Below are 20,871 nucleotides of genomic sequence, written 5' to 3'. Positions count from 1 at the left end.
CCGTGCGCTCCCGGGCGTCCCGCGTTCTCCACCCGCCGTGCGGCGGTGCTGGCGCTGCCGATCCCGGTGAGCAGTCCCTTCCCGATTCGACTGTCGCGCTGCGACGGTCACCAGTCGAGCCGACCGGCCCCGGAGCGCGGGACCGGCAGTGACGGTCGGCACCGAAGGAGGCCCGGATGCCCGCGAAGCGCAAACCGAAGAGGTCCCGTACCGCCACACCGACGCCCGCCGGCACGGACCCGGCGGCCGGCCATGACGCGCTCCTACCAACCCGCTCCGACGTGGATCTCGCGGTCGAGCCGGCGCTCCTGGTCGAGCCGGCACTTCCGGCAGCGTTGGGTGAACCGGTGCTGGTCGAGCCGCCGCTGCCGGCGGTGCTGAGCCGGTCGGCTCTGCCGGCGGCGGTGCCGGGTGAGCTGGCGCCGCCGGTCGACGTGCCGGCAGTGGTCGACGCGCCGGTGGTGGCAGACCTGCCGAAGGTGGCCGGGCGACCGAAGGCACCGACGGCCGGCCCGCCGCAGGGTGGCGGGACGCGATCGAGCGGCGGGCGTGGCCGACAGGCTGGCCAGAGCCGCCGGTACGCCTTCCGGCGCAGCTGACCGACCCCGCACCCACCCGGCCGCGCTGTTCCGGCGGTGCGGGCGGTGAGGCTGCACCCATGAGGATGGTGCAGCCTCACCGCCCAGCGATGCAGCACCATCCTCGACGCGGTGCGCATCATCCCGGCGTGGCGGGGAGGTGAGGCGCGGGAAGACGCCGATCGGCGCGCTGCAGGAAAGCGGCGACTCAGCCGATCAGCGGCCGGAAGGCGCCGGTGAGAATGCTCGTGGTGAGGGCCGCGCCGGCCAGGGCGACCGACCCGGCGATCAGGAGGGCGTCGGCGCGGGTGAACGGCTGGCGGCGGGCGACCGTTCGTGGTGTGCCGGCGTCGAAGCCCCGCGCGTCCATCGCCACCGCGAGCCGCGTGCCGCGACGGATCGCCCCGACCAGCAGCGCGAACGCGGTGGAGGTGAACAGCCGCAGCTTCGCCACCGGGTTGCGTCCGGCGTCGACACCCCGCGCCCGACGGGCCATGCTGATCATCTGCCATTCCTGACCGAGCAGCGGCACCAGCCGGAACGCGGCAAGGGCGCCGATGGCGAACCGAGCCGGCGCCTTCGCGTTCTGGATCAGCGCGTCGGCCAGGTCGGTGGGGTCCGTGGTGGCGAAGACGATCACGCCGGGCAGGGCCACCGCGAACACCCGCAGCACCAACCCGAGCGCGGTGAGCAGGACGCCGGTGCTCACCAGCACCGGCCCCGCGTCCAGCAGGACCCGGCCGGACCTGTCGGCGGCGAACAGCACCAGGGTGACCAGGATGCCTGCGGCGCTGAGCAGCAGCGGCAGGGCCCGCCGGGCCAGCACCCGGTAGCGAATGCCGAACAGCGGCAGCAGGGCGAGTTCGCACGCGATGGCGATGGCGGGGGCCACCGGGTCCAGGGTGGCCAGCAGGATGAACGAGAAGATCAGCGCGGCGGCCACCTTCGCCACCGGGTTGCGGCGGGCCAGGGGAGCGTCGGGTGCGGCCACCGGCTCGATGCTGATCATCGGTGGTCGTCCGGGGTGGGGTGAAGTGTGACCGTGCGGTCGGCGAGTGCCGTGACGAAATCCGCGTCGTGGGTGACGGTGACCACGCCGTGCCCGGCGTCGCGCAGGTCGGCGAAGAGATCCACCAGCTCCTGCCAGGTCCGCCGGTCCTGACCGTAGGTCGGTTCGTCGCAGATCAGCAGGCGCGGCGCGGTGGCCAGGGCCGTCGCGACGCTGAGCCGCCGCGCCTCCCCACCGGAGAGGGTGTACGGGTTGGCCGCCGCGAGCCGCGCCAGCCGCAGCCGGTCCAGCAGTTCGGTGACGATGACCTTGACGGCTGTCTCGGTTTGGCCGGTGCGGCGCGGGCCGAGGGCCAGCTCGTCGAAGACGCTGCCGGTCACGAACTGGTGCTCCGGGTCCTGGAAGACCGACCCGATCCGCCGGGCCAGCGCGGGCGCGCGCCAGCGGTGCGGGGGAGTGCGGTGATCCGATCCGGCCAGCTCGCCGGACGCGGTGACCCGGCCGGTGCCCGGCTTCAGCAGCCCGCCGAGCAGCAGGGCCAACGTCGACTTGCCGGCACCGTTCGGCCCCCGCACGGCGAGCGCCTCGCCGGCGCGTACCGCCAGGTCGGTGGGGCCCAGCCGGGGTGGCAGGCCGAGCCGTTCGGCGGTGAGCAGCACCTCGCCGGGGCCGGTGGTGGCCGGCCGGGGTGTGACGGGGTGACCGGGCACCCAGACGCCCTCTGCGGCGAGGGCGGCGCCGTGTGCGGCGAAGACCGCCTCCGGGGGCCCGTCGGCGCGGACCCCGCCGCCGGGTTCCAGGACTACCACCCGGTCGACGAGCGGCAACGCCTCGGCGACCCGGTGCTCGACGAGGATCAGCGTGGTGTCGGCGTCCAGCGCTCCGGCCACCGCCTGCCGGACCAGTGTGGCGCCGGCCGGGTCGAGGTTGGCTGTCGGCTCGTCGAGCAGCAGCAGGCCGGGCCGCAGGGCCAGCGCGCCGGCTAGGGCCAGGCGCTGCTGCTCACCGCCGGAGAGAGCTGCCGTGTTGCGATCCCGGCGGTACGGGAACCCGACCCGGCGCAGCGCCTCGTCGACGCGGGGCCAGATCTCGTCGGTGGGTACGCCCCGGTTCTCCAGCCCGAACGCCACGTCGTCGCCGCTGCGGGCCATCACCAGTTGCGTCTCCGGGTCCTGGAAGACGATACCTACGCGCTCCCGAGCCTTGCGGGGGTCGAGTCCGTCGATCTCGACGGTGCCCTCCTGCTCGCCGGAATCGTCGGGCAGCAGCCCGGCCAGCGCGCTGAGCAGCGTGCTCTTGCCGGCTCCGGAGGGACCGAGCAGCAGGACCCGTTCGCCGTCCTCGACCAGCAGGTCGACGCCGCGCAGGGCCCAGGCACGCCGCCCCGCGTGCCGCCACCCGAACCCGCGCAGCAGTACCCCGCCCACCAACCCCACCCCCCATCCCGTCCTTCACCCGGTGATCAAGAGGTTCGCGTCAGAAAACCGCGCCGCGGTGACGCGAACCTCTTGATCGACCCGCGCGGGCGCGTGGCCCTGTGCGGGCGCCGCCCTGTGCGGGCGTTTCAGATGAGGGCTCGTTCCTGGGCTACCGGGAAGCGGTCCAGGGCGCCGGTGTTGGCCAGGGCGCGGGTCAGCAGCCAGCCGCCGGCGCCCGCGATCACGGTGGCGCTGACGATGGTCAGCAGCGCGTACGGGATGCGGTAGTCGCCGAGCGCGTAGTCCACGTTCCAGACGAAGAAGTCGAACAGCGCGGCGCTCAGGCCGGTGAGCGCGCCGGCCAGTACGGCTGTCGGCAGGCGGAACGACCGGTACCGGAAGGCGGCGAACGCCAACTCGGCGCCGATGCCCTGCACGATGCCCTGCGGGATCACCGTGCCTGCCCACTGGCTGCCCAGCAGCGCGGAGAGGACCGCCGCCACGGTCTCGCAGTAGAGTGCGGCGCCGGGCTTGCGGATGACCAGGCCGCCGATGACTGCCGGCATCAGCCAGACTCCGTAGAGCAGGGTCTGCGCCGGCGGGAAGAAGGCGAACGCCCCCTCGGTGGCGCTCCAGACCAGGCCCCAGGCCCAGAAGATGACGCCGAAGGCCACCGCGATCACCGAGGCGACCACGATGTCGATGGTCCGCCAACGGTTTGTGGTGTTGTCCATGCTGTGCTCCCAGTTCACGAAAGAGAACCAGGCAAGACGCACGCCGCGTCCGGTGGCACCGGACGGCGGCGCGGCTGGAGGTCGACCGAACTCCCTGCGCTGGCATTACCCAGATCAGGTTCGAGGGTCTGCGGGCGTACCCGCACTCTCAGCGCTGTGCGCTCCCCTGTCGGATATGAAGTTGTCTCGCTGACGCTAGCACCGACCAGGCGTACCAGCCCAGCAGGGCGTCGGCTGGGTAGGGTGACGATCATGCGGGTAGATGCACGAGGTCTCACGTTCGAGGTACGCGCCGGTGGACCGCCGGCCGGTGAACCCGTCCTGCTGCTGCACGGCTTCCCCCAGCACAGCGGCGAGTGGGACGACGTCGTGCCGGCCCTGCACGCGGCCGGGCTGCGCACGTACGCGCTGGACCAGCGTGGCTACTCGCCTGGTGCCCGGCCGGAGGCGGTGCCCGCGTACCGGATCCCCGAACTGGTGGCCGACGTGGTGGCGGTGCTCGACGTGCTCGGTCTGGACGCCGTCCACCTGGTCGGTCACGACTGGGGCGCGGTCGTGGCCTGGGCGGTGGCCGCCGGGCATCCCGAGCGGGTCCGCACGCTCACGGCGGTGTCAGTGCCCCATCCCGCGGCGATGGCGCACGCCCTGCGTACCGACACGCAGCAGAAGGCGCGCTCGTCGTACATGGCGCTGTTCCGGATGCCGGGCAAGGCGGAGAAGGTGCTGCTGGCCCTCAACGCGACGGCCCTGCGCAAGATGCTCGGCGGCGTGGGGGACGCGTCCCGGGTGGCCCGTTACGCCGATCCGATGCGGGAGCCGGGCGCGCTCACCGCCGCCCTGAACTGGTACCGGGCGATGTCCGGCTCCGACCTGGCCGGCGTCGGTCCGGTAGGCGTGCCCACCACGTACGTGTGGAGCGACAGGGACGTCGCGATCGGCCGCGCCGCCGCTGACGCGTGTGCCGCCAACGTCACCGGCGACTACCGCTTCGTACAGCTGACCGGGGTGACCCACTGGATCCCGGACGCCGCCCCCGGCCCGCTCGCCGAGGCGATCCTGGCCCGGGCCGGCGGAACTGCCTGAGCTGGCCGCAACCGGACGACGGAGGACGCATGAGTGTGAGCGCCGAGGACTACCTGGCCGTGGTGACCGAGACGATCGGCCGGGTGGCCGCCAGTCAGCGGGAGGCGGTGGGGCGGGCCGCCGACCTGATCGCCGACGCGGTAAGCGCCGACGGCGTGGTGCACGCGTTCGGTACCGGCCACTCGGAGGCCCTGGCCATGGAGATCGCCGGGCGGGCGGGCGGCCTGGTGCCGACGAACCGGATCGCGCTTCGCGATCTCGTGCTGCTCGGCGGCGAGCCGGCCGACCGGCTCGGTCCGCTGCTGGAGCGGGACCCGGCGGTGGCGCACCGGCTGTACGAGTTGGCCCCGGTGCGGCCGACCGACGTGTTCGTGCTGGCCTCGAACTCGGGGGTCAACGGCGCGATGGTGGAGTTCGCCGCCCTGGTGAAGGATCGCGGTCACGGCCTGGTGGCGATCACCTCCGCGCAGCACTCGGGCCGGATGACCTCCCGGCACCCGTCCGGTCGCAAGCTGGCCGATTTCGCCGACGTGGTGCTCGACAACGGCGCCCCGTACGGCGACGCGACGTTGCCGCTGCCCGGCGGCGGTGCGGTGGGCGCGGTCTCCTCGATCACGGCGGCGCTGCTGGCCCAGCAGGTCACCGTGGAGGTGGTGGCCCGGTTGCTGGCGGCGGGGGAGCGGCCCCCGGTCTACCTGTCGGCGAACATCCCGGACGGCGACGCGCACAACAACGAGTTGGAGGCCCGGTACGCGGGGCGGATCCGGCGCGGCTCCTGAGGTCGGTCCCGTCGAGCGCGTCCGGGCTGTCGTGAACTTGTTTCGCGCTCCGGCGGGTGGGGCATTTGCGTTGCTGCCGACGGCTCGAGCCGTCGGCAGTAGCGTCTCAACGGAGGTAGCGCGTGTCGAAGGAGACCGAGAAGCAGCGTTGGCAACGCAACTTCGCCGACCTGTTGCAGGAGTTGCGGGTCGCCCAGACCGGCGTGCAGATCCTCTTCGCATTCCTGCTCACGCTGCCGTTCAGCAACGGGTTCACCAGGACCAGCGAATTCCAGCGTGACGTCTACATCGTGGCGTTGCTCGCGGCGGCCGCCGCCACCGCCATGATCATCTCGCCGGTGGCGTTCCACCGGGCACTGTTCCGGCAGGGGCGTAAGCCGGAACTGGTGCGGTTCGCCCACCGGATGGCCACCGGCGGTCTCGCCTTCATGCTCATCGCGATGGTCAGCGCGGTGCTGCTGATCACCGACTTCGTGCTGGACCGGCCGATCGCCTTCCTGCTCAGCGCCCTGACCGGGCTGTGGTTCCTCATGTTCTGGATGATCCTGCCGTTCGCACGGCGCAACTGGGGTGAGGACGACATCGACGACGAGGACGACGACCCGGACGAGATCGCCGGTCGCTGAACGGACGCGTACGGCCAGAAGCCGATCTTCACGCAGCGCTACCCCTGGGTAACACCCGGGGGTAGCGTGGCGTTGAGGCGTACGCCGACGCAGCCGCATCGAGGTTCGAGGGGGCAGCCGTGACCACGACGCAGGACGGCCGACCGGCACCGGACGGCCCCGACTCCGAAGCCGCACCCGGCACCGCCGCCCCGTTGCCGGCAGAAATCGGGCAGGTCTCCGAGAAGGAGGCCCGGCAGGTCGCCGAGGCGGCCCGCGAGTCCACCTGGGACCGGCCGAGCTTCGGCAAGGAGTTGTTCCTCGGTCGATTCCGGCTCGACCTCATCGACCCGTGGCCCCGCTCCGACCCGGACGACGTGGCCCGCGCCGAGGAGTTCCTCGGCCGGTTCCGCGCCTTCCTCGACTCCGAGGTGGACGGCGCGGCAATCGAACGCGACGCGTCCATTCCGGACGCCGTGTTCCACGGCCTGGCGGACCTCGGCGCGTTCGGCATGAAGATCGACAGGCGGTACGGCGGGCTGGGGCTCAGCAACCTGCACTACTGCCGGGCGCTGATGCTTGCCGGCTCGGTCAGCCCGGCGATCGGCGCGCTCCTCTCGGCGCACCAGTCGATCGGGGTGCCGCAGCCGCTGAAGATGTTCGGCACCGCCGAGCAGAAGCAGCGGTTCCTGCCCCGACTCGCCGCCGGCGAGGTCTCCGCGTTCCTGCTCACCGAACCGGACGTCGGCTCCGACCCGGCCCGGCTGGCCACCACCGCCGAGCCGACCGAGGACGGCACCGGCTACCGGCTCAACGGGGTGAAGCTCTGGGCCACCAACGGCATCGTCGCCACCCTGCTCGTGGTGATGGCCCGGGTGCCGGCGGGCGAGGGCCGGCGCGGCGGGATCACCGCGTTCGTGGTGGACGGCGACAGCGCCGGCATCACTGTCGAACGACGCAACGAGTTCGTCGGCCTGCGCGGCCTGGAAAACAGCCTCACCCGGTTCCACGACGTGTTCGTGCCCACCGAGAACGTCATAGGCGGCGAGGGCAAGGGCCTCAAGATCGCGCTCACCACGTTGAACACCGGTCGGCTCTCGCTGCCGGCGATGTGCGTGGGTGCCGGCAAGTGGGCGTTGAACGTGGCCCGGGGGTGGGCCGCCGACCGGGTCCAGTGGGGTCGGCCGGTGGGCGAGCACGAGGCGGTCGCGCAGAAACTCTCGTTCATCGCCGCCACCACGTACGGCATGGAGACCATGCTGGACCTGTGCTGCCTGCTCGCCGACGACGACCGCAACGACATCCGGATCGAGGCGGCGCTTGTCAAGCTGTACGCCAGCGAGATGGCCTGGAAGATCGTCGACGAGCTGATCCAGATCCGGGGCGGCCGCGGGTACGAGACGGCAGACTCGCTGGCCGCCCGTGGCGAACGTGCCGCCGCCGTCGAACAGATGATGCGCGACCTGCGGATCAACCGGATCTTCGAGGGCTCCACCGAGATCATGCACCTGCTGATCGCCCGGGAGGCCGTGGACGCCCACCTGTCGGTGGCCGGCGACATCATCGACCCGGACGCGGGGCTCGGCCGCAAGGCCCGCGCCGGCGCCCGAGCCGGGGCCTTCTACGCGAAGTGGCTACCGACCCTTGCCGTCGGCCGAGGTCAGAGCCCGTCGGCGTACGCCGAGTTCGGGCCACTGGCCGCTCACCTGCGTCAGGTGGAACGGTCGTCGCGCAAGCTGGCCCGGTCGACGTTCTACGCGATGTCGCGCTGGCAGGGAAAGATGGAGCGCAAGCAGGCGTTCCTCGGCCGGGTGGTGGACATCGGCGCGGAGCTGTTCGCGATGTCGGCGGTCTGCGTCCGGGCGGTCGCCGAACGGGACACCCGTCCGGAGAACGTCGAGCTGGCCGACCTGTTCTGCCGGCAGGCGCGGGTGCGGGTGGACGCCCTGTTCGCCGCCCTGTGGGACAACACCGACTCGGTCGACACCGCCGCCGCGAAGCGGATCCTCGCCGGCCGTTACGCGGGTCTGGAGGACTGGGTCATCACCCCGTCCGACGAGCTGCCCTGGGTGGCCCGCTGGTCGCCCGGCCCGTCCACCGCCGAGGACGTCCGCCGCCGCATCCCGCCGAAGCCGTAGCCCTCCCCGTCAGCGCCCCTGTGCCGCGCCGGCCGTGCTGCCGCGCGGGTGCGGCGCATGATCACGCTAGATCCTGAATCTAGTGGCATCCGTCCGACCACGAGGCCACTACTTCCTGGTTCGAGCACGATCTTGAGGTGTGGCGTGGTGTGGCGTGGCACCGAGCGCTGTCAGCGGGCGACCGCCCAGGCGAGCACCCCCGCCAGGATCAGACCGTTGAGCACGGCCATGCCCAGGTATGCCGCCGGTGGGATCCGCCTGCCCCGCCGCAGGAAGGAGACCAGGACGGCGGCGTAGACGAGCAGCAGTACGGCGATGGCGACCAGGAAGTAGAACACCCGACGACCTTAGCGGCCCCACCCCGCAACCCTGGGACGCAGCCACGTAGCCACGCAGCCATGCCGCCCGTAACCTGTCGGCCGCGCCGGGCTTACCCCGGCGCGGCCTGGCCTTCTATCAGGCGGACGCGAGGGTGGCCTGTCCGGTTCCGGGCCGGCCGCGGAGGGTGTGCAGCGCTTCGCTCCACGAGATCAGCTCGGCAAGCATGGTGCGCACGCTCTGCTCCTGGAAGTTCCGGGGCCGGAACTCCGTGTAGTTCACGCGTTCGAGCGCCAGTACGGCGTACCACCAGGCCGGTACCGAGGAGACGCACGTCTGTTGCTCAGAATGAGTACCCGTTCGAGGCCGACCGCGAAGCGGGGCAGCGACTGAGAGCCGGCTCCCGCACTGGCGGATCGCCCCTCACCTCGATCTTCGGTCAACCACTTCGCCAAGTGGTCACTGCACTGGAAAGTTGTGTCTCACGCCTTCGCGGCATCCACGAGGGCGTCGACCAGCGTCCGCAGCGCGGCCTGATCGAGTGAGATCTCCCGGACCGCGGCGTAAATCGTCCTCACCGGCTCAGGGCGGCGGACCGGGCGAATGGTCACGCCCGGGTGCCGGGTGCCGAGACCGAGACGGGGGATCAGGCTGATGCCAAGGCCGGCCGCGACGAATCCCTGAGCCGTGGCGTAGTCCTCCGACGTGGCCACGAAGTCGGGGCTGAAGCCCGCCGCGGCGCAGGCGTCGGTGATGGCCTCCAGGCAGGGCCCCGGCGGCTCGCTGCCGACCCAGCGTTCGCCGGCGAGGTTGATCAGGTCGACCATCCGTCGCCCGCCGAGTGGGTGCCCGATGGGCAGCACGACCTGGTACGCGTCGTCGAGCAGAGGCATCACGCGGATGCCCTGGCGGCTCTCGTCGCTCGTTCGGCGGACCACGATGGCCAGGTCGGCGCTTCCCTGCTCCACGTCCAGCAGTGGATCGTTCGGATTTGCCAGCTTGGGCTCGATCGTCACGTCGCCGTACTCGCGCCGGAGTCGGGCGATGGCGGGCGCCAGCAGTGTCGGGCCGACGGATGCGACATAGCGGATCGTCAGCCGGCCGGTACGCCCGGCGCGCAGATCGGCCAACGCGGTCTCGGCCGCGGCGACGTGCTGGCTGATGATGGCGGCGTGCTCGGTGAGCAGACGTCCCGCCGCAGTGGGCCGTATGCCCCGGCCGACGCGTTCGAGCAGCGCGATGTCGCACTCCTTCTCAAGTGCCGCCACCTGCTGGCTGACGGCGGAGGGGGTGTAACCCAGGTGCGCCGCCGCCGCGGTCACCGATCCGCTGGTGACCACCGCCCGCAGCACCTGCATTCGCCGCACGTCAATCATGTAGCGCACCTTAACGTACGTGCAGAACCTTTCGCTTGTTCTTCCGGGTCGGAATAGGCACCGTTCATGCAGAGAGATCGAGGAGACCACGGTGGACGGTGTGGCGGTCAAGGCATGGGCGTGGGCGCGGGTGGGCGGGCTCGCCCTGCTGTGGGGATCGACCTTCCTCTGGATCGAGCTGGCCCTGAACGCCCTGACCCCGGTCCAGGTCACCCTCAGCCGCTGCGTACTCGGGGCAGCCACCCTGCTGGTCGCATGCCTCGGCTCGGGGCGCCGGCTGCCTCGGGGCAGGGCGATCTGGGGTCACCTCGTCGCGGCCGCCTTCTTCTGCAACGCCCTCCCATTCGCCATGTTCAGCATCGGCCAGCAAACCATCGACTCCGGGGTGGCCGGCGTGCTGAACGCGACCACTCCGCTGTGGTCCCTGCTCATCGGCGTCGCCATCGGCGCTGAACGGGGACTCCGGCCGGTCCGGCTGGGCGGACTCCTGCTCGGGTTCACCGGGGTTGTGCTGATCTTCGCGCCATGGCAGACGACCGGGCCGGTCGGCTGGGGCGCCGTCGCCATCGTCGCCGCTGCCGCCAGCTACGCCGTCGGGTTCGCGTACATGGGCCGCAACCTTACCGGTAGGGGTGTTCCCGCCATCTCGCTGTCCGCAGCGCAGCTCATCGCGGCAACCGGCCTGACCTCGCTGACCCTGCCTGCAGGTGGCCTGACACCTGTCGAAATCGACCCGAAGACCGCGATTGCCGTCGTGGTCCTGGGCGTCGTCGCCACCGGGGCCACCTTCCACCTCACCTACCGGATCATCGCTGCCGAAGGCGCCACCAACGCCGCGACGGTCGGCTATCTCCTGCCGGTGGTCTCGGTGGCACTGGGAGCCATCGTGCTCAATGAGCCCTTCAGCCCCCGGGTCGCCGCCGGGATGGTGGTCGTGCTCGTCGGGGTCGGCCTGACCCGCCGACACAAGCGAGCCCCGTCACCAACGGCGTCGACGGATCTGGTTTCGGCATCGATCGCGCCAAGAGTGTGAGCCCAGTTCCGCCGGAACCGGACAGACCCGGCCGAAGAGCTGTGCGGTGGCGCGGCCTGGACAGCAGTGCAACTCGGTCAGGAGTTTCCAGGTCTTGACTGTGGCGAGGGCGCGTTCGCCGACAGCGCGGATCGTGGCATGAGAGCGGTTGACCTCGCGCATGGATTCGGGCAGTGTCGGCTCGACGCCTACCACTTCACCGACCTGCTCGGCCGGACCACGGGACGGTCGGTTGACGCGAAACGCGCTCTCAGTCAGCGGCCACGGCCGCGCAGGCCGAGTTGACGCAGCTCCAGCGCGGCGAGGGCGTCGACGGTCTCGTCGTCGCCGCGCCGCCACGCCTCGGCGACGTCCGGGGCGATCCGGGTGAGCCGGCCCAGCGGCTGGGTAGCCAGCGCGCGCAGGGCGAGCAGATCCCGCCCGGCCGGTCCGGCGGCCAGCTTCGCTGCCGATCCGGCCCGGCGCATCCAGCGCACCCGCAGCGGCAGCCAGCCGAACAGCACGATGCCGAGCGGGAAGATCAGTACCGCGATGGCGAGCGCCAGGGCGAGCTGGTCGACGAGGTGCTGCTGGTCGCGGCCGGCGTCGGCGAGCCCACGGGCGGCGTCGGCGGCCCGCCGGAAGGGGGCGGTCAACTCGTCGCCGACCAGTGGCACCCGGCCGACCTTGCCGCCGGCATCACCCAGGTTGTCGGCGAGCCCGCTACCCGCGCCCTCCAGTTTCTGCCCCGGTACGGCGAGCTTCTGCACCAGGTCGTGCAGCCACAGCGCGCCACGGATCGCGACGTACACCCAGGCGACGACGAGAAGGTCGGTGAGCAACTGGCGGGCGGCGGTCGGAAAGCGATCGGCGTAGATTTTCACGCCGGACAGCGTGCCACGAACGCCCTCAGCCCGACACCCTCAGCGGACGCAGGCCGGGCAGGTGCCGAAGATCTCCAGGGTGTGGCTGACGTCGGCGTACCCGTGCTGCTCGGCCACCCGGTCGGCCCAACTCTCCACGGCCGGGCCGGCCACCTCGACGGTACGGCCGCAGGCCCGGCAGACCAGGTGGTGGTGGTGTCCCTCGCTGCACCGGCGGTAGAGGTGCTCGCCGCCCGGCGGTCGCATCACGTCGATCTCGCCCGCGTCGGCGAGGCCTTGCAGTGTGCGGTAGACGGTGGTGAGACCGACCCGCTCACCGCGCTGGCGCAGCATCGCGTGCAGGTCCTGGGCGCTGTGGAAGCCGTCCATCTCGCCCAGCAGTGCGCTCACCGCCGAGCGCTGCCGGGTGTTGCGCACGGCGGCGCCGCTCTCGCTCATGATCCCTCCCCGGCGTGGCTTACCGCGTCCGCGACAATGTGCGCGACGTGCTCGTCGACCAGGTTGTACGCGATTTCCCGACCTCGACGCGAGCCCCGCACGACGCCCGCGCCCCGCAGTACCCGCAGGTGCTGGGAGACCAGCGGTTGTGCGGCGCCCAGCTTCTCCACAAGCTCGTGGACGCACCGTTCACCGTCGGCCAGCTCGCTGACGATGGCCAGCCGGATGGGGGCCGACAGGGCGCGGAGCAGTTCGCTGGCCCCGTCGAACGCCTCATAGCCCGCTGCGCCGTTCATCCTGCAACGGTAACGAATGCCGCAGGCGTCCCGCTGATCCGTCTCAGCGCAGCACGACCTCGTGCGGTTCCGGCGCCGGAACGGAGGACGGTGTGACCCGGCGGCGCAGCACCCGCCAGATGCCCCCGGCCACGGCCACCACCAGGAAGGACGCGATCGCCACAAGCACCACCGAGGCGCCCGGGGCGGTGTCCGCCGTCGCGGCCACCCAGACGCCGGTGCCGGCCGCGAAGACCCCGAGCGCCATCGCGGCGGTCATGGTGCTGCGAAAGCCGCGGGTGACCTGCTGGGCGGCGGCCACCGGGACCACCATGAGCGCGCTGATCAGCAGCACCCCCACCGCGCGCATCGCGATGGTCACCGTGACAGCGGTGGTGACCGCGATCAGCAGGTTGAGGGTGCGCACCGGCAGGCCGGAGACGCGCGCGTACTCCTCGTCGTGGCTGACCGCGAAGAGTGCCGGCCGCAGCGCGATCATGGCGACGAGGATCGCCGTGCCGAGCACCGCGATGGTCGTCAGGTCGGCTGGCGAGATGGTGGTCAGCGACCCGAACAGGTAGGCGTTGAGGTTGGCGCTCGTCGCGTCGGAGAGACCGACCAGCAGCACGCCGCCGGCGATGCCGCCGTAGAAGAGCAGGGCCAGGGCCAGGTCGCCGGAGGTACGCCCGCGGGAGCGGACCACCTCGATGGTGACCGCGCCGATGGTCGCCACGATCACCGCCACCAGCACCGGCGAACGGTTGAGCAGCAGGCCGGCGCCGACGCCTGTCAACGCCACGTGCCCGATGCCGTCGCCGATCAGCGTCAGCCGGCGCTGCACCAGGTAGATGCCGAGCGCCGGCGCGGCCAGGCCGATCACCAGCGCGGCGATCAGGGCCCGCTGCATGTACGGGTACTGGAAGAGTTCCATTGCTCAGCTGCTCCACAGCCCGGCGGGCTCGTCGGGACCGTGCGGGTGCACGTGGTCGTGGTCGGGCTCCGCGTGATGGCCGGCCGGGTCCGGCACCGGGCCGTCGTGGCAGATGCCACCCTCGTGTACGACGACAGCCCGGCTGATGACCGGCCGCAGCGGGCCCAGCTCGTGGGCCACCAGCAGCACCGTTCCGCCATCGCCGACGAAGTCGCGCAGCGCGCCGGCGAACGCCTCCTGGCTGGCCGCGTCCACCCCGGCGGTGGGCTCGTCGAGGATCAGCAGCTCCGGTCGGCCGGCCAGTGCGCGGGCGATCAGGGTGCGCTGCTGCTGGCCACCGGAGAGGGTGGCCACCGGGTCGGCGGCCCGGTCGGCGAGGCCCACCGCGCGCAGCGCGTCGTCGACGGCGGTGCGGTCGGCCGCGCCCGGAGGGCGGAGCAGACCCCGGCGGGCCAACCGGCCGGAGGCCACCACCTCGCGCACGGTGGCAGGTACGCCGCCGCCGGCGCCGAGGCGCTGCGGGACGTACCCGATGCGCTGCCACTGCCGGAACCGGCGCAGCGGCTGGCCGAAGAGGGTGATCGCGCCGGTGCTCAGCGGCACCAGGCCGAGCACCGCGCGGATCAGCGTGGACTTGCCGGAGCCGTTGGCGCCGAGCACCGCGACGACCTCCCCGGCGGTCACGGTGAGCGAGACGTCCCGGAGAACGGGGCGGCCGTCGTAGCCGACCGCCCCGTGCTCGACGGTGATGACGGGTGTGCTCACGAGCAGCTCAACGCCGTTCGCAGGGCCTGGAGGTTGGTACGCATCACCGAAAGGTAGTCGGCGCCGTCGCCGGCGGCGAGCCCTTCGATCGGGTCGAGCACTGCGGTCTTCGCGCCCACCTGACCGGCGATGGTCTCGGCGACCTTCGGGCTGACAAGCGTCTCGAAGAAGATCGTGGTGGTCCGGTGTTCCCTGGCCTCCTCGATGACCTGCGCCAGCCGCCGCGGGGAGGGTTCCACGTCCGGGCTCAGGCCGGTGATGCCGACCTGGTCGAGCCGGTACCGGTCGGCGAGGTAGCCGAACGCGGTGTGGCTGGTCACGATCTCCCGCCGCTGGCAGGTCGCCAGGCCCGTGGTGAAATCGCCGTCAAGCGCCGTCAGGTCGGCGCGCAGCGCGGAGGCGCGGGCGGTGTAGTCGCCGGCGTGGTCCGGGTCGGCCTTGCCGAGCCGCTGGGCGAGCTGGTCGCCGATGGTGGCCAGCCGGGTCGGGTCGAGCCAGACGTGCGGGTCCTTGCCGCCGGTGTCCTCCTCCTCGGCGTGCTCGCCCGCACCCTCGTGGTCGTGCCCGGCGGCCGTCGCGTCCAGCAGTGGTTGCACGGTCGTCACGTCGAACGTCCGGTCACCGCCGTTCTGCGCGACGGCGTCGTCCACCGCCGGCTGGAAGCCCTTGAGGTAGACGATCAACTCGGCCTCGCTGACCTGGCCGACCTGCTTCGGGCTGAGTTCCAGGTCGTGCGGCTCGGCGCCGGGCTTGGCGAGGTTGGTCACCCGGACCGCGTCACCGCCGATCCGCTCGGCGAGGAACTCCAGGGGGTAGAACGCGGCCACCACGTCGACTCGTTGCGGGTCGGCACCGGCGGCGCCGCCGGTCGAACAGCCGGCCCCGGCGCCCAGGGCGAGCACTGCGGTCGCGGCGGCCAGGACGCGGGACGTGGTGCGGTTGGTCATGTCCCCAACTGTCCGTGGCAACGATAATGATTGTCAAAAACGCATGATTGCATGTCAGAGCAGCTTCGCCAGACCCACAGTTACCAGCAGGGTCAGCATCAGCAGCCGAATCAGCCGGGTCTGCGGCGACTGCACCGGCCAGGTCGTCGCCAACAGGGCGATCAGCACCGCCGCGAGCGCGAGCGTCAGCAGCCCACCGACGACACCTGGCGTGAAGAACGCCACAAGCACCACCACGAGGGTGAGCAGGAACACCGACGTCGGGTTCGCCCCGGCCAGACGCGCCAGCAGAGGGCGCTGCGTACGCTGCATCCCACAGACTCTACGAGGAGGAACCCCCGGTGCTGGTGACCAACCGGTTCGTGGTCGAGGTCGATGTCGCCGACGACTTCACCGAACGGGCGCACGCCGCCCTCACCGCGCTGGCCGCCCGACCCGGCTACCTGCGAGGACAACTGGTCCGGGCGCTGGACGACCCCCGGCACTGGACGCTGCTAACCGAGTGGGAGTCGGTGGGCACCTACCGGCGGGCACTGGGCGCCTTCGAGGTCAAGGTCAGCGCCGTGCCGCTGCTCGCCGAGTCGATCGACGAACCGTCCGCGTACGAGGCCCTGGCCAGCGCCGCGCCCGGCGGGGCCGTGGTGGTCGCCGAGAGTGATCGGGCTGCGGGTCCTTACCGCTGAGCCGGCGGACACTACGCTGCTCCTATGACCGCACCCGCCCCGCCGCCCGGTCCCGGTGTGGCTCCGCCGTTCGCCGCGCCGCCCACCGAGGGCCGCCGGACCCGGCTCTGGATCGGCCTCGGCGTCGGCGCTCTGGCCCTGCTGCTCTGCTGCGGCGGGGGAGGCACAGCTGTCGTGGGCCTGTTCGTCACAGGCGTGCAGGCCGTCCGGGAGCAGGGCCGCACGGTGACCAGCGACTACTACCAGGCCCTCGTCGAGCGAAACTACGGCCGGGCGTACGAGCAGCTCTGCGACGACGCGCAGCGGCGCGAGTCCCGCCCCGAGTTCGAACGGCGGGCGGCTGCCGAACCGCAGGTGAGCGCGTTCCGGGTGGGTGAGGTGGACACCACCAACCTGACCGTGCCTGTCGACGTGACACTCGAGGGCGGCGACCGGGAACAGCAGCAGGTCACCCTTGGCTCGGACAGCCAGACCGGTGGCATGGAGGTCTGCGGGGTGAGCTGACCGGCTCCCGGTATTCTGCTGGGTTCGGGGAGACGGTGACCGTACCGTTGGCCCGAACTGACCGTTCCATCCATATCTCGCCCCCCGCCGACCGCCAGCCGGCGTAGGAGGAAACATGCCAGTCGACCGTATCGACGCCGTCGTCAGCCTCGCCAAGCGCCGAGGCTTCGTCTTCCCCTCCAGCGAGATCTACGGAGGCACCCGATCGGCGTGGGACTACGGACCGCTCGGCGTTGAACTCAAGGAGAACGTCCGCCGGCAGTGGTGGAAGACCATGGTCCAGCAGCGCGACGACGTGGTCGGCCTCGACTCCGCCGTGATCCTGGCCCGCAGGGTGTGGGAGGCGTCCGGCCACATCGCCGAGTTCGTCGACCCGCTCACCGAGTGCCAGTTCTGCCACAAGCGTTTCCGGGCGGACCACCTGGAGGAGGCGTACGCCGAGAAGCACGGCAAGCCGCTGACCTCGCTCGCCGAGCTGAACTGCCCCAACTGCGGCAACAAGGGCACCTTCACCGAGCCGAAGATGTTCAACGGCCTGATGAAGACGTACCTGGGCCCGGTGGAGAGCGACGAGGGTCTGCACTACCTGCGTCCGGAGACCGCGCAGGGCATCTTCGTGAACTACAAGAACGTCGAGACGGTCGCCCGCAAGAAGCCGCCGTTCGGCATCGCGCAGACCGGCAAGTCGTTCCGCAACGAGATCACGCCCGGCAACTTCATCTTCCGGACCCGCGAGTTCGAGCAGATGGAGATGGAGTTCTTCGTCGAGCCGGGCACCGACGAGCAGTGGCACGAGTACTGGCTCCAGGAGCGCTGGAACTGGTATCTCGACCTCGGCCTGTCGGCTGACAACCTGCGCCTGTACGAGCACCCCAAGGAGAAGCTCTCGCACTACTCGAAGCGGACTGTGGACATCGAGTACCGCTTCCAGTTCGGCGGCACGGAGTTCGCCGAGCTGGAGGGTGTCGCCAACCGCACCGACTTCGACCTCTCCACGCACAGCAAGCACTCCGGCGTCGACCTGTCGTACTTCGACCAGAGCAAGAGTGAGCGCTGGATGCCGTACGTCATCGAGCCGGCCGCCGGTCTGACCCGCGCGGTGCTGGCCTTCCTGCTGGAGGCGTACGACGAGGACGAGGCGCCGAACACCAAGGGCGGCGTGGACAAGCGCACGGTGATGCGGTTCGACCCGCGGCTGGCCCCGGTCAAGGTTGCGGTGCTGCCGCTGTCGCGCAACGAGGCGTTGTCGCCGAAGGCGAAGGACCTCGCGGCGCTGCTGCGTAAGCGTTGGGTGGTGGAGTTCGACGACTCCCAGGCGATCGGTCGCCGCTACCGCCGGCAGGACGAGATCGGCACCCCGTTCTGCGTGACGGTCGACTTCGACACCCTGGACGACAACGCCGTGACGGTGCGCAACCGGGACACCATGGCCCAGGAGCGGGTCTCCCTGGACCAGGTCGAGCGGTACCTGATCGAGCGCCTCCCGGGCTGCTGAGGTGTAAGGAAGGGCCCCTTCCTAACGCCTCAGGTATAGGAGGGGTCCCTTCCTCACTCCGTTGCTCCGTGAGCTGAGCTGAGCGGTGCAGCGCAGCACGGAGCAGCGGGGCTGAGTCGCGTGGAGCGCCCGTACTCGATCAGGCCATTGCATGCTCCGGGCCGGCCGGATCGACGCGGACCCGGAGCGTGGCTCCGACACCCTGCCGGGACTCGTACGCGTCCTCGACAGTTCGTCGAATGCGGTTCGGGTGGCGCCGTAGCTGTGCCGGCGTGACGTGCAGAACCAGGACGCCGTGCCGACTCAACTCGTTGTGCCGCTCCAACGTCCGGGCCCAGTCGCTCGGGCTGAAGTGGTACTCCTGCGAATCGACCTCCAGCGCCACCGCCGAGTCGGTGAGATACCCGTCCGGCGTCGGCAGCGCCGCCCCGTCGAGCGTACGAAGGCGGGGATTCCACCGAATTTCCGGCAGGATCGGGCTGTCCGCCAGGCACTCGCGCAGCTCCGCCTCCGGAGCTGACCGGGTGCCGGCCACGACCTCCGCGTACGCCATCCTGATCAGCGCGGTGCGACTGCGCCGCGCCCGGCGGACCTCCTCGTCAAGCCTGCCTAGGTCGGTGAAACCGCGCTGGACGGACTCGGCGACGATGGCCCGCACCGGGCGAAGCTGCCGAAGGTCGCGAGCCGCGTCCACCACCGCCCGCGCCGGCGAGCAAACCGGGTAGGACGCGCTAGACCGCGGCCAGGCGTCCAGTGCCAGGGCTCGCCGAACAACGGCGTAGTCCGCCGACCGGCGCCGCGCGTGGTGCGGCACGACCAGGTGTACGTCGGTGTTACGCGGAATCTGCCGGAACCCGTACCAGGCGAGCGCGGCCAAGCTGGTGAGCTGCGCCTGCGGCCCGGCGTAGAGCGCTGCGGAGATCCGCCGTTGTTCATCGGTCAGTACGCCCGTGAACAGGGCGTACGTCGCCGGCAGGACGCGTTGCCACTGGCCGCGCCGGGCCTGGCGGTACAGGTACATGTCGTCGTAGCCGGCGGCGAGCAGCTGAGCTCGGGTGACGATGTGCTGTTGCCGCTCGGCCGTCGCCGCCAGCTCAGGTGGATGTTCACGCATGGCCGCAGCCTGGCCGCCGGAACCAGGCCCTGTCCTGCCCGTCGTTCGGCCTGTGGAAACTCCTGCCGGCTGTGGACAGCTCCGTCGATCATCGCCGGGTGTGATATGCGTCGTGTTAGGAAGGGTCCCTTCCTATGCACCAGGCGTTAAGCAGGGGCCCTTCCTTACACTTGTGCGGTGACTGCCTCGACCGTGCCCGCGCTGCGGCCGTTGACCCTCGGGCCGTACCAGGTGTGGCCGCCCGTGGTCCTTGCGCCGATGGCGGGGATCACCAACGTCGGGTTCCGTCGGCTCTGCCGGGAGCAGGGCGGCGGCATCTACGTCTGCGAGATGATCACCACCCGGGCGCTCGTCGAGCGGAACCCGAAGACGCTGCGCATGATCGCGTTCGGCGACGACGAGAAGCCCCGCAGCCTCCAGCTCTACGGCACCGACCCGGAGGTCACCGCCGCGGCCGTGCGCATCGTCGTGGAGCGCAATCTGGCCGACCACATCGATCTCAACTTCGGCTGCCCCGTACCCAAGGTCACCCGGCGTGGCGGCGGCGCGGCGTTGCCCTGGCGGCGCCGGCTCTTCGCCCGGCTGGTGACGGCCGCGGTCGCCGCCGCGTCGCCGGCAGGGGTGCCGGTCACCGTGAAGATGCGCAAGGGCATCGACGACGACCATCTGACGTACGTCGAAGCCGGGCTGGCCGCGCAGGAGGCGGGCGTCGCCGCGGTGGCCCTGCACGGGCGCACGGCCGCGCAGCGGTACTCGGGCACCGCCGACTGGGACGCCATCGCCACGTTGAAGCAGGCACTCGACGTGCCGGTGCTCGGCAACGGCGACATCTGGGAGGCGGACGACGCGCTGCGGATGGTCGCGCACACAGGTGTCGACGGCGTGGTGATCGGCCGTGGCTGCCTGGGCCGGCCGTGGCTCTTCGCCGACCTGGAGGCCGCCTTCAACGGCAGGCCCCAGCGGCGGATGCCGACCCTGGGCGAGGTGGCGGTGACAATGCGCCGGCACGCCGAGCTGCTTGTCGACCAGTTCGTGGCGGGCGCCCGCAACCCGGCCAGGGGCGAGCGGGACGGCTGCACCGACTTCCGCAAGCATGTCGCCTGGTACCTCAAGGGCTTCCCGGTCGGCGGTGAGCTGCGCCGGTCGCTGGCGATGATCGAGAGCCTGGCCCAGCTCGACGACCTGCTCGGCAAGCTCGACCCGACCGAGCCGTTCCCGGTGACCGCCCTGGGCCAGCCGCGCGGGCGGACGAACTCCCCCGGCAAGGTCTTCCTGCCGGACGGTTGGCTGGCCAGCCGGGACGACGACACGGTCCCCGAGGGCGCCGAGATGGACGACTCCGGCGGCTGAGCCCTCGGTCTGCGACGGGTCGCCATCGGGGGGCGAGTCTCTGCCGGGGTGCCGACCCGGTCCCGCCGGCCGCAGGGGTCGGACGTAGGTGGAGCCCATCCCACAACCAACGGGCCCGCGCCGGGTGCTCGTCGCCGAGATCCGCGCAACTTCGGGGATGTTGGTGTCTCCTGCGTGTCGGAAGCACCAACATCGCCAATGTTGTGAGGATCTTGGGCGCTGGGCGCTGGGCGCTGGGCGCTGGGCGCTGGGCGCTGGGCGCTGGGCGCTGGGCGCTGGGCGCTGGGCGCTGGGCGCTGGGCGCTGGGGCGGACCTGGACATGCCGAAGGGCCGGGCCCCTGGTGGGGTCCGGCCCTTCGTGTCGTGACGTGTCGGGGGTCAGCTGGTGGCGTAGCCGCGGGTGGCGATCCAGTCGGCGAGGTGCTCGACGGTCA

General features: G+C 71.4%; 24 protein-coding genes, 1 pseudogene and 1 riboswitch. Of the genes and pseudogenes, 10 read left to right on the top strand and 15 right to left on the bottom strand.

Annotated elements, in window-relative coordinates; all coding sequences use genetic code 11:
* The first annotated feature begins 176 nt into the window (after positions 1–176).
* Positions 177–599, top strand: coding sequence for a hypothetical protein (locus ACFY1S_RS28245; RefSeq protein WP_387123827.1), 423 nt, complete (start codon positions 177–179; stop codon positions 597–599).
* A 187-nt stretch (positions 600–786) separates the two neighbouring features.
* On the opposite strand, the gene ACFY1S_RS28240 is transcribed toward ACFY1S_RS28245, so the two are convergent.
* The 3 genes from ACFY1S_RS28240 to ACFY1S_RS28230 form a co-directional block, all read right to left on the bottom strand.
* Positions 787–1,587 carry an energy-coupling factor transporter transmembrane protein EcfT gene (locus ACFY1S_RS28240; RefSeq protein WP_139581956.1) on the bottom strand — a complete coding sequence of 267 codons (801 nt, stop codon included), beginning with the start codon at positions 1,585–1,587 and terminating at the stop codon, positions 787–789.
* A complete protein-coding gene (locus tag ACFY1S_RS28235) occupies positions 1,584–3,014 on the bottom strand; it encodes an ABC transporter ATP-binding protein (RefSeq protein WP_387123825.1) in 1,431 nt (476 codons plus the stop codon). Before ACFY1S_RS28235 ends, ACFY1S_RS28240 begins: the two co-directional genes overlap by 4 nt.
* Before the next feature lie 137 nt (positions 3,015–3,151).
* Complete coding sequence (locus ACFY1S_RS28230) at positions 3,152–3,739, bottom strand: ECF transporter S component (RefSeq protein ID WP_139587406.1); 588 nt, start codon at positions 3,737–3,739, stop codon at positions 3,152–3,154.
* 73 nt (positions 3,740–3,812) lie between these two features.
* A riboswitch (TPP riboswitch) is annotated at positions 3,813–3,917 on the bottom strand.
* Positions 3,918–3,991: 74 nt separating this feature from the next.
* Between ACFY1S_RS28230 and ACFY1S_RS28225 the strand changes: the two genes are divergently transcribed.
* The 4 genes from ACFY1S_RS28225 (at position 3,992) to ACFY1S_RS28210 (ending at position 8,344) form a co-directional block, all read left to right on the top strand.
* On the top strand, positions 3,992–4,822 hold the full coding sequence (locus ACFY1S_RS28225; RefSeq protein WP_387123823.1) for an alpha/beta fold hydrolase: 831 nt from the start codon (positions 3,992–3,994) through the stop codon (positions 4,820–4,822).
* Between the two features lie 29 nt (positions 4,823–4,851).
* Positions 4,852–5,601 (top strand): sugar isomerase domain-containing protein, encoded by a 750-nt coding sequence (locus ACFY1S_RS28220; RefSeq protein ID WP_387123821.1) that lies wholly within the window; start codon positions 4,852–4,854, stop codon positions 5,599–5,601.
* Positions 5,602–5,723: 122 nt separating this feature from the next.
* Positions 5,724–6,227: a DUF6328 family protein gene (locus ACFY1S_RS28215; RefSeq protein ID WP_357985988.1), complete on the top strand. Its 504-nt coding sequence runs from the start codon at positions 5,724–5,726 to the stop codon at positions 6,225–6,227.
* A gap of 119 nt (positions 6,228–6,346) precedes the next feature.
* Positions 6,347–8,344, top strand: coding sequence for an acyl-CoA dehydrogenase family protein (locus tag ACFY1S_RS28210; RefSeq protein WP_387123819.1), 1,998 nt, complete (start codon positions 6,347–6,349; stop codon positions 8,342–8,344).
* A gap of 170 nt (positions 8,345–8,514) precedes the next feature.
* On the opposite strand, the gene ACFY1S_RS28205 is transcribed toward ACFY1S_RS28210, so the two are convergent.
* From ACFY1S_RS28205 to ACFY1S_RS28195, 3 genes are all read right to left on the bottom strand, one after another.
* The gene (locus tag ACFY1S_RS28205; RefSeq protein WP_387123817.1) at positions 8,515–8,682 is read right to left on the bottom strand and encodes a hypothetical protein; all 168 of its coding nucleotides are present in this window, start codon (positions 8,680–8,682) and stop codon (positions 8,515–8,517) included.
* Between the two features lie 118 nt (positions 8,683–8,800).
* Positions 8,801–8,944, bottom strand: coding sequence for a hypothetical protein (locus tag ACFY1S_RS28200; protein WP_387123815.1), 144 nt, complete (start codon positions 8,942–8,944; stop codon positions 8,801–8,803).
* A gap of 200 nt (positions 8,945–9,144) precedes the next feature.
* Positions 9,145–10,038, bottom strand: a complete 894-nt coding sequence (locus ACFY1S_RS28195; RefSeq protein ID WP_387123813.1) for a LysR substrate-binding domain-containing protein — start codon at positions 10,036–10,038, stop codon at positions 9,145–9,147.
* Between the two features lie 130 nt (positions 10,039–10,168).
* Between ACFY1S_RS28195 and ACFY1S_RS28190 the strand changes: the two genes are divergently transcribed.
* Complete coding sequence (locus ACFY1S_RS28190; RefSeq protein WP_387123811.1) at positions 10,169–11,071, top strand: DMT family transporter; 903 nt, start codon at positions 10,169–10,171, stop codon at positions 11,069–11,071.
* Here ACFY1S_RS28190 and ACFY1S_RS28185 read toward each other — a convergent pair.
* The 8 genes and pseudogenes from ACFY1S_RS28185 to ACFY1S_RS28150 form a co-directional block, all read right to left on the bottom strand.
* Positions 11,018–11,227 (bottom strand): annotated as a pseudogene (locus tag ACFY1S_RS28185) (hypothetical protein); the annotation flags it as partial. The gene ACFY1S_RS28190 and the pseudogene ACFY1S_RS28185 sit on opposite strands and share 54 nt — an antisense overlap.
* 98 nt (positions 11,228–11,325) lie before the next feature.
* Positions 11,326–11,934, bottom strand: a complete 609-nt coding sequence (locus tag ACFY1S_RS28180) for a hypothetical protein (RefSeq protein WP_364362300.1) — start codon at positions 11,932–11,934, stop codon at positions 11,326–11,328.
* Between the two features lie 39 nt (positions 11,935–11,973).
* On the bottom strand, positions 11,974–12,372 hold the full coding sequence (locus ACFY1S_RS28175) for a Fur family transcriptional regulator (protein ID WP_357985976.1): 399 nt from the start codon (positions 12,370–12,372) through the stop codon (positions 11,974–11,976).
* Positions 12,369–12,668, bottom strand: a complete 300-nt coding sequence (locus tag ACFY1S_RS28170) for an ArsR/SmtB family transcription factor (protein ID WP_387123809.1) — start codon at positions 12,666–12,668, stop codon at positions 12,369–12,371. Before ACFY1S_RS28170 ends, ACFY1S_RS28175 begins: the two co-directional genes overlap by 4 nt.
* A gap of 43 nt (positions 12,669–12,711) precedes the next feature.
* Complete coding sequence (locus tag ACFY1S_RS28165; protein ID WP_387123807.1) at positions 12,712–13,578, bottom strand: metal ABC transporter permease; 867 nt, start codon at positions 13,576–13,578, stop codon at positions 12,712–12,714.
* A 3-nt stretch (positions 13,579–13,581) separates the two neighbouring features.
* The gene (locus tag ACFY1S_RS28160; RefSeq protein ID WP_387123805.1) at positions 13,582–14,343 is read right to left on the bottom strand and encodes a metal ABC transporter ATP-binding protein; all 762 of its coding nucleotides are present in this window, start codon (positions 14,341–14,343) and stop codon (positions 13,582–13,584) included.
* Entirely contained in the window at positions 14,340–15,290 is a 951-nt protein-coding gene (locus ACFY1S_RS28155; RefSeq protein ID WP_387123803.1) for a metal ABC transporter substrate-binding protein, read from the bottom strand. Before ACFY1S_RS28155 ends, ACFY1S_RS28160 begins: the two co-directional genes overlap by 4 nt.
* 54 nt (positions 15,291–15,344) lie before the next feature.
* Positions 15,345–15,602, bottom strand: a complete 258-nt coding sequence (locus ACFY1S_RS28150) for a hypothetical protein (protein ID WP_364362304.1) — start codon at positions 15,600–15,602, stop codon at positions 15,345–15,347.
* A gap of 29 nt (positions 15,603–15,631) precedes the next feature.
* On the opposite strand from ACFY1S_RS28150, the gene ACFY1S_RS28145 reads away from it, so the two are divergent.
* The 3 genes from ACFY1S_RS28145 to ACFY1S_RS28135 all read left to right on the top strand — a co-directional run bounded on the left by ACFY1S_RS28145 (position 15,632) and on the right by ACFY1S_RS28135 (position 17,972).
* A complete protein-coding gene (locus ACFY1S_RS28145) occupies positions 15,632–15,973 on the top strand; it encodes an antibiotic biosynthesis monooxygenase family protein (RefSeq protein ID WP_387123801.1) in 342 nt (113 codons plus the stop codon).
* A 24-nt stretch (positions 15,974–15,997) separates the two neighbouring features.
* Complete coding sequence (locus tag ACFY1S_RS28140) at positions 15,998–16,477, top strand: hypothetical protein (protein WP_387123799.1); 480 nt, start codon at positions 15,998–16,000, stop codon at positions 16,475–16,477.
* Positions 16,478–16,592: 115 nt separating this feature from the next.
* Positions 16,593–17,972, top strand: coding sequence for a glycine--tRNA ligase (locus ACFY1S_RS28135; protein WP_387123797.1), 1,380 nt, complete (start codon positions 16,593–16,595; stop codon positions 17,970–17,972).
* Between the two features lie 139 nt (positions 17,973–18,111).
* Here ACFY1S_RS28135 and ACFY1S_RS28130 read toward each other — a convergent pair whose 3' ends face one another.
* A complete protein-coding gene (locus ACFY1S_RS28130) occupies positions 18,112–19,086 on the bottom strand; it encodes a type IV toxin-antitoxin system AbiEi family antitoxin domain-containing protein (RefSeq protein WP_387123795.1) in 975 nt (324 codons plus the stop codon).
* A 177-nt stretch (positions 19,087–19,263) separates the two neighbouring features.
* Here ACFY1S_RS28130 and dusB point away from each other — a divergent pair, with 177 nt between their 5' ends.
* A complete protein-coding gene (gene dusB, locus ACFY1S_RS28125; protein WP_387123793.1) occupies positions 19,264–20,436 on the top strand; it encodes a tRNA dihydrouridine synthase DusB in 1,173 nt (390 codons plus the stop codon).
* The last annotated feature ends 435 nt before the right edge of the window (positions 20,437–20,871 follow it).

It is taken from the genome of Micromonospora sp. NPDC000663 (assembly GCF_042898105.1).
GTDB lineage: Bacteria > Actinomycetota > Actinomycetes > Mycobacteriales > Micromonosporaceae > Micromonospora.
This window is presented reverse-complemented; position numbering and strand designations above follow the sequence as displayed.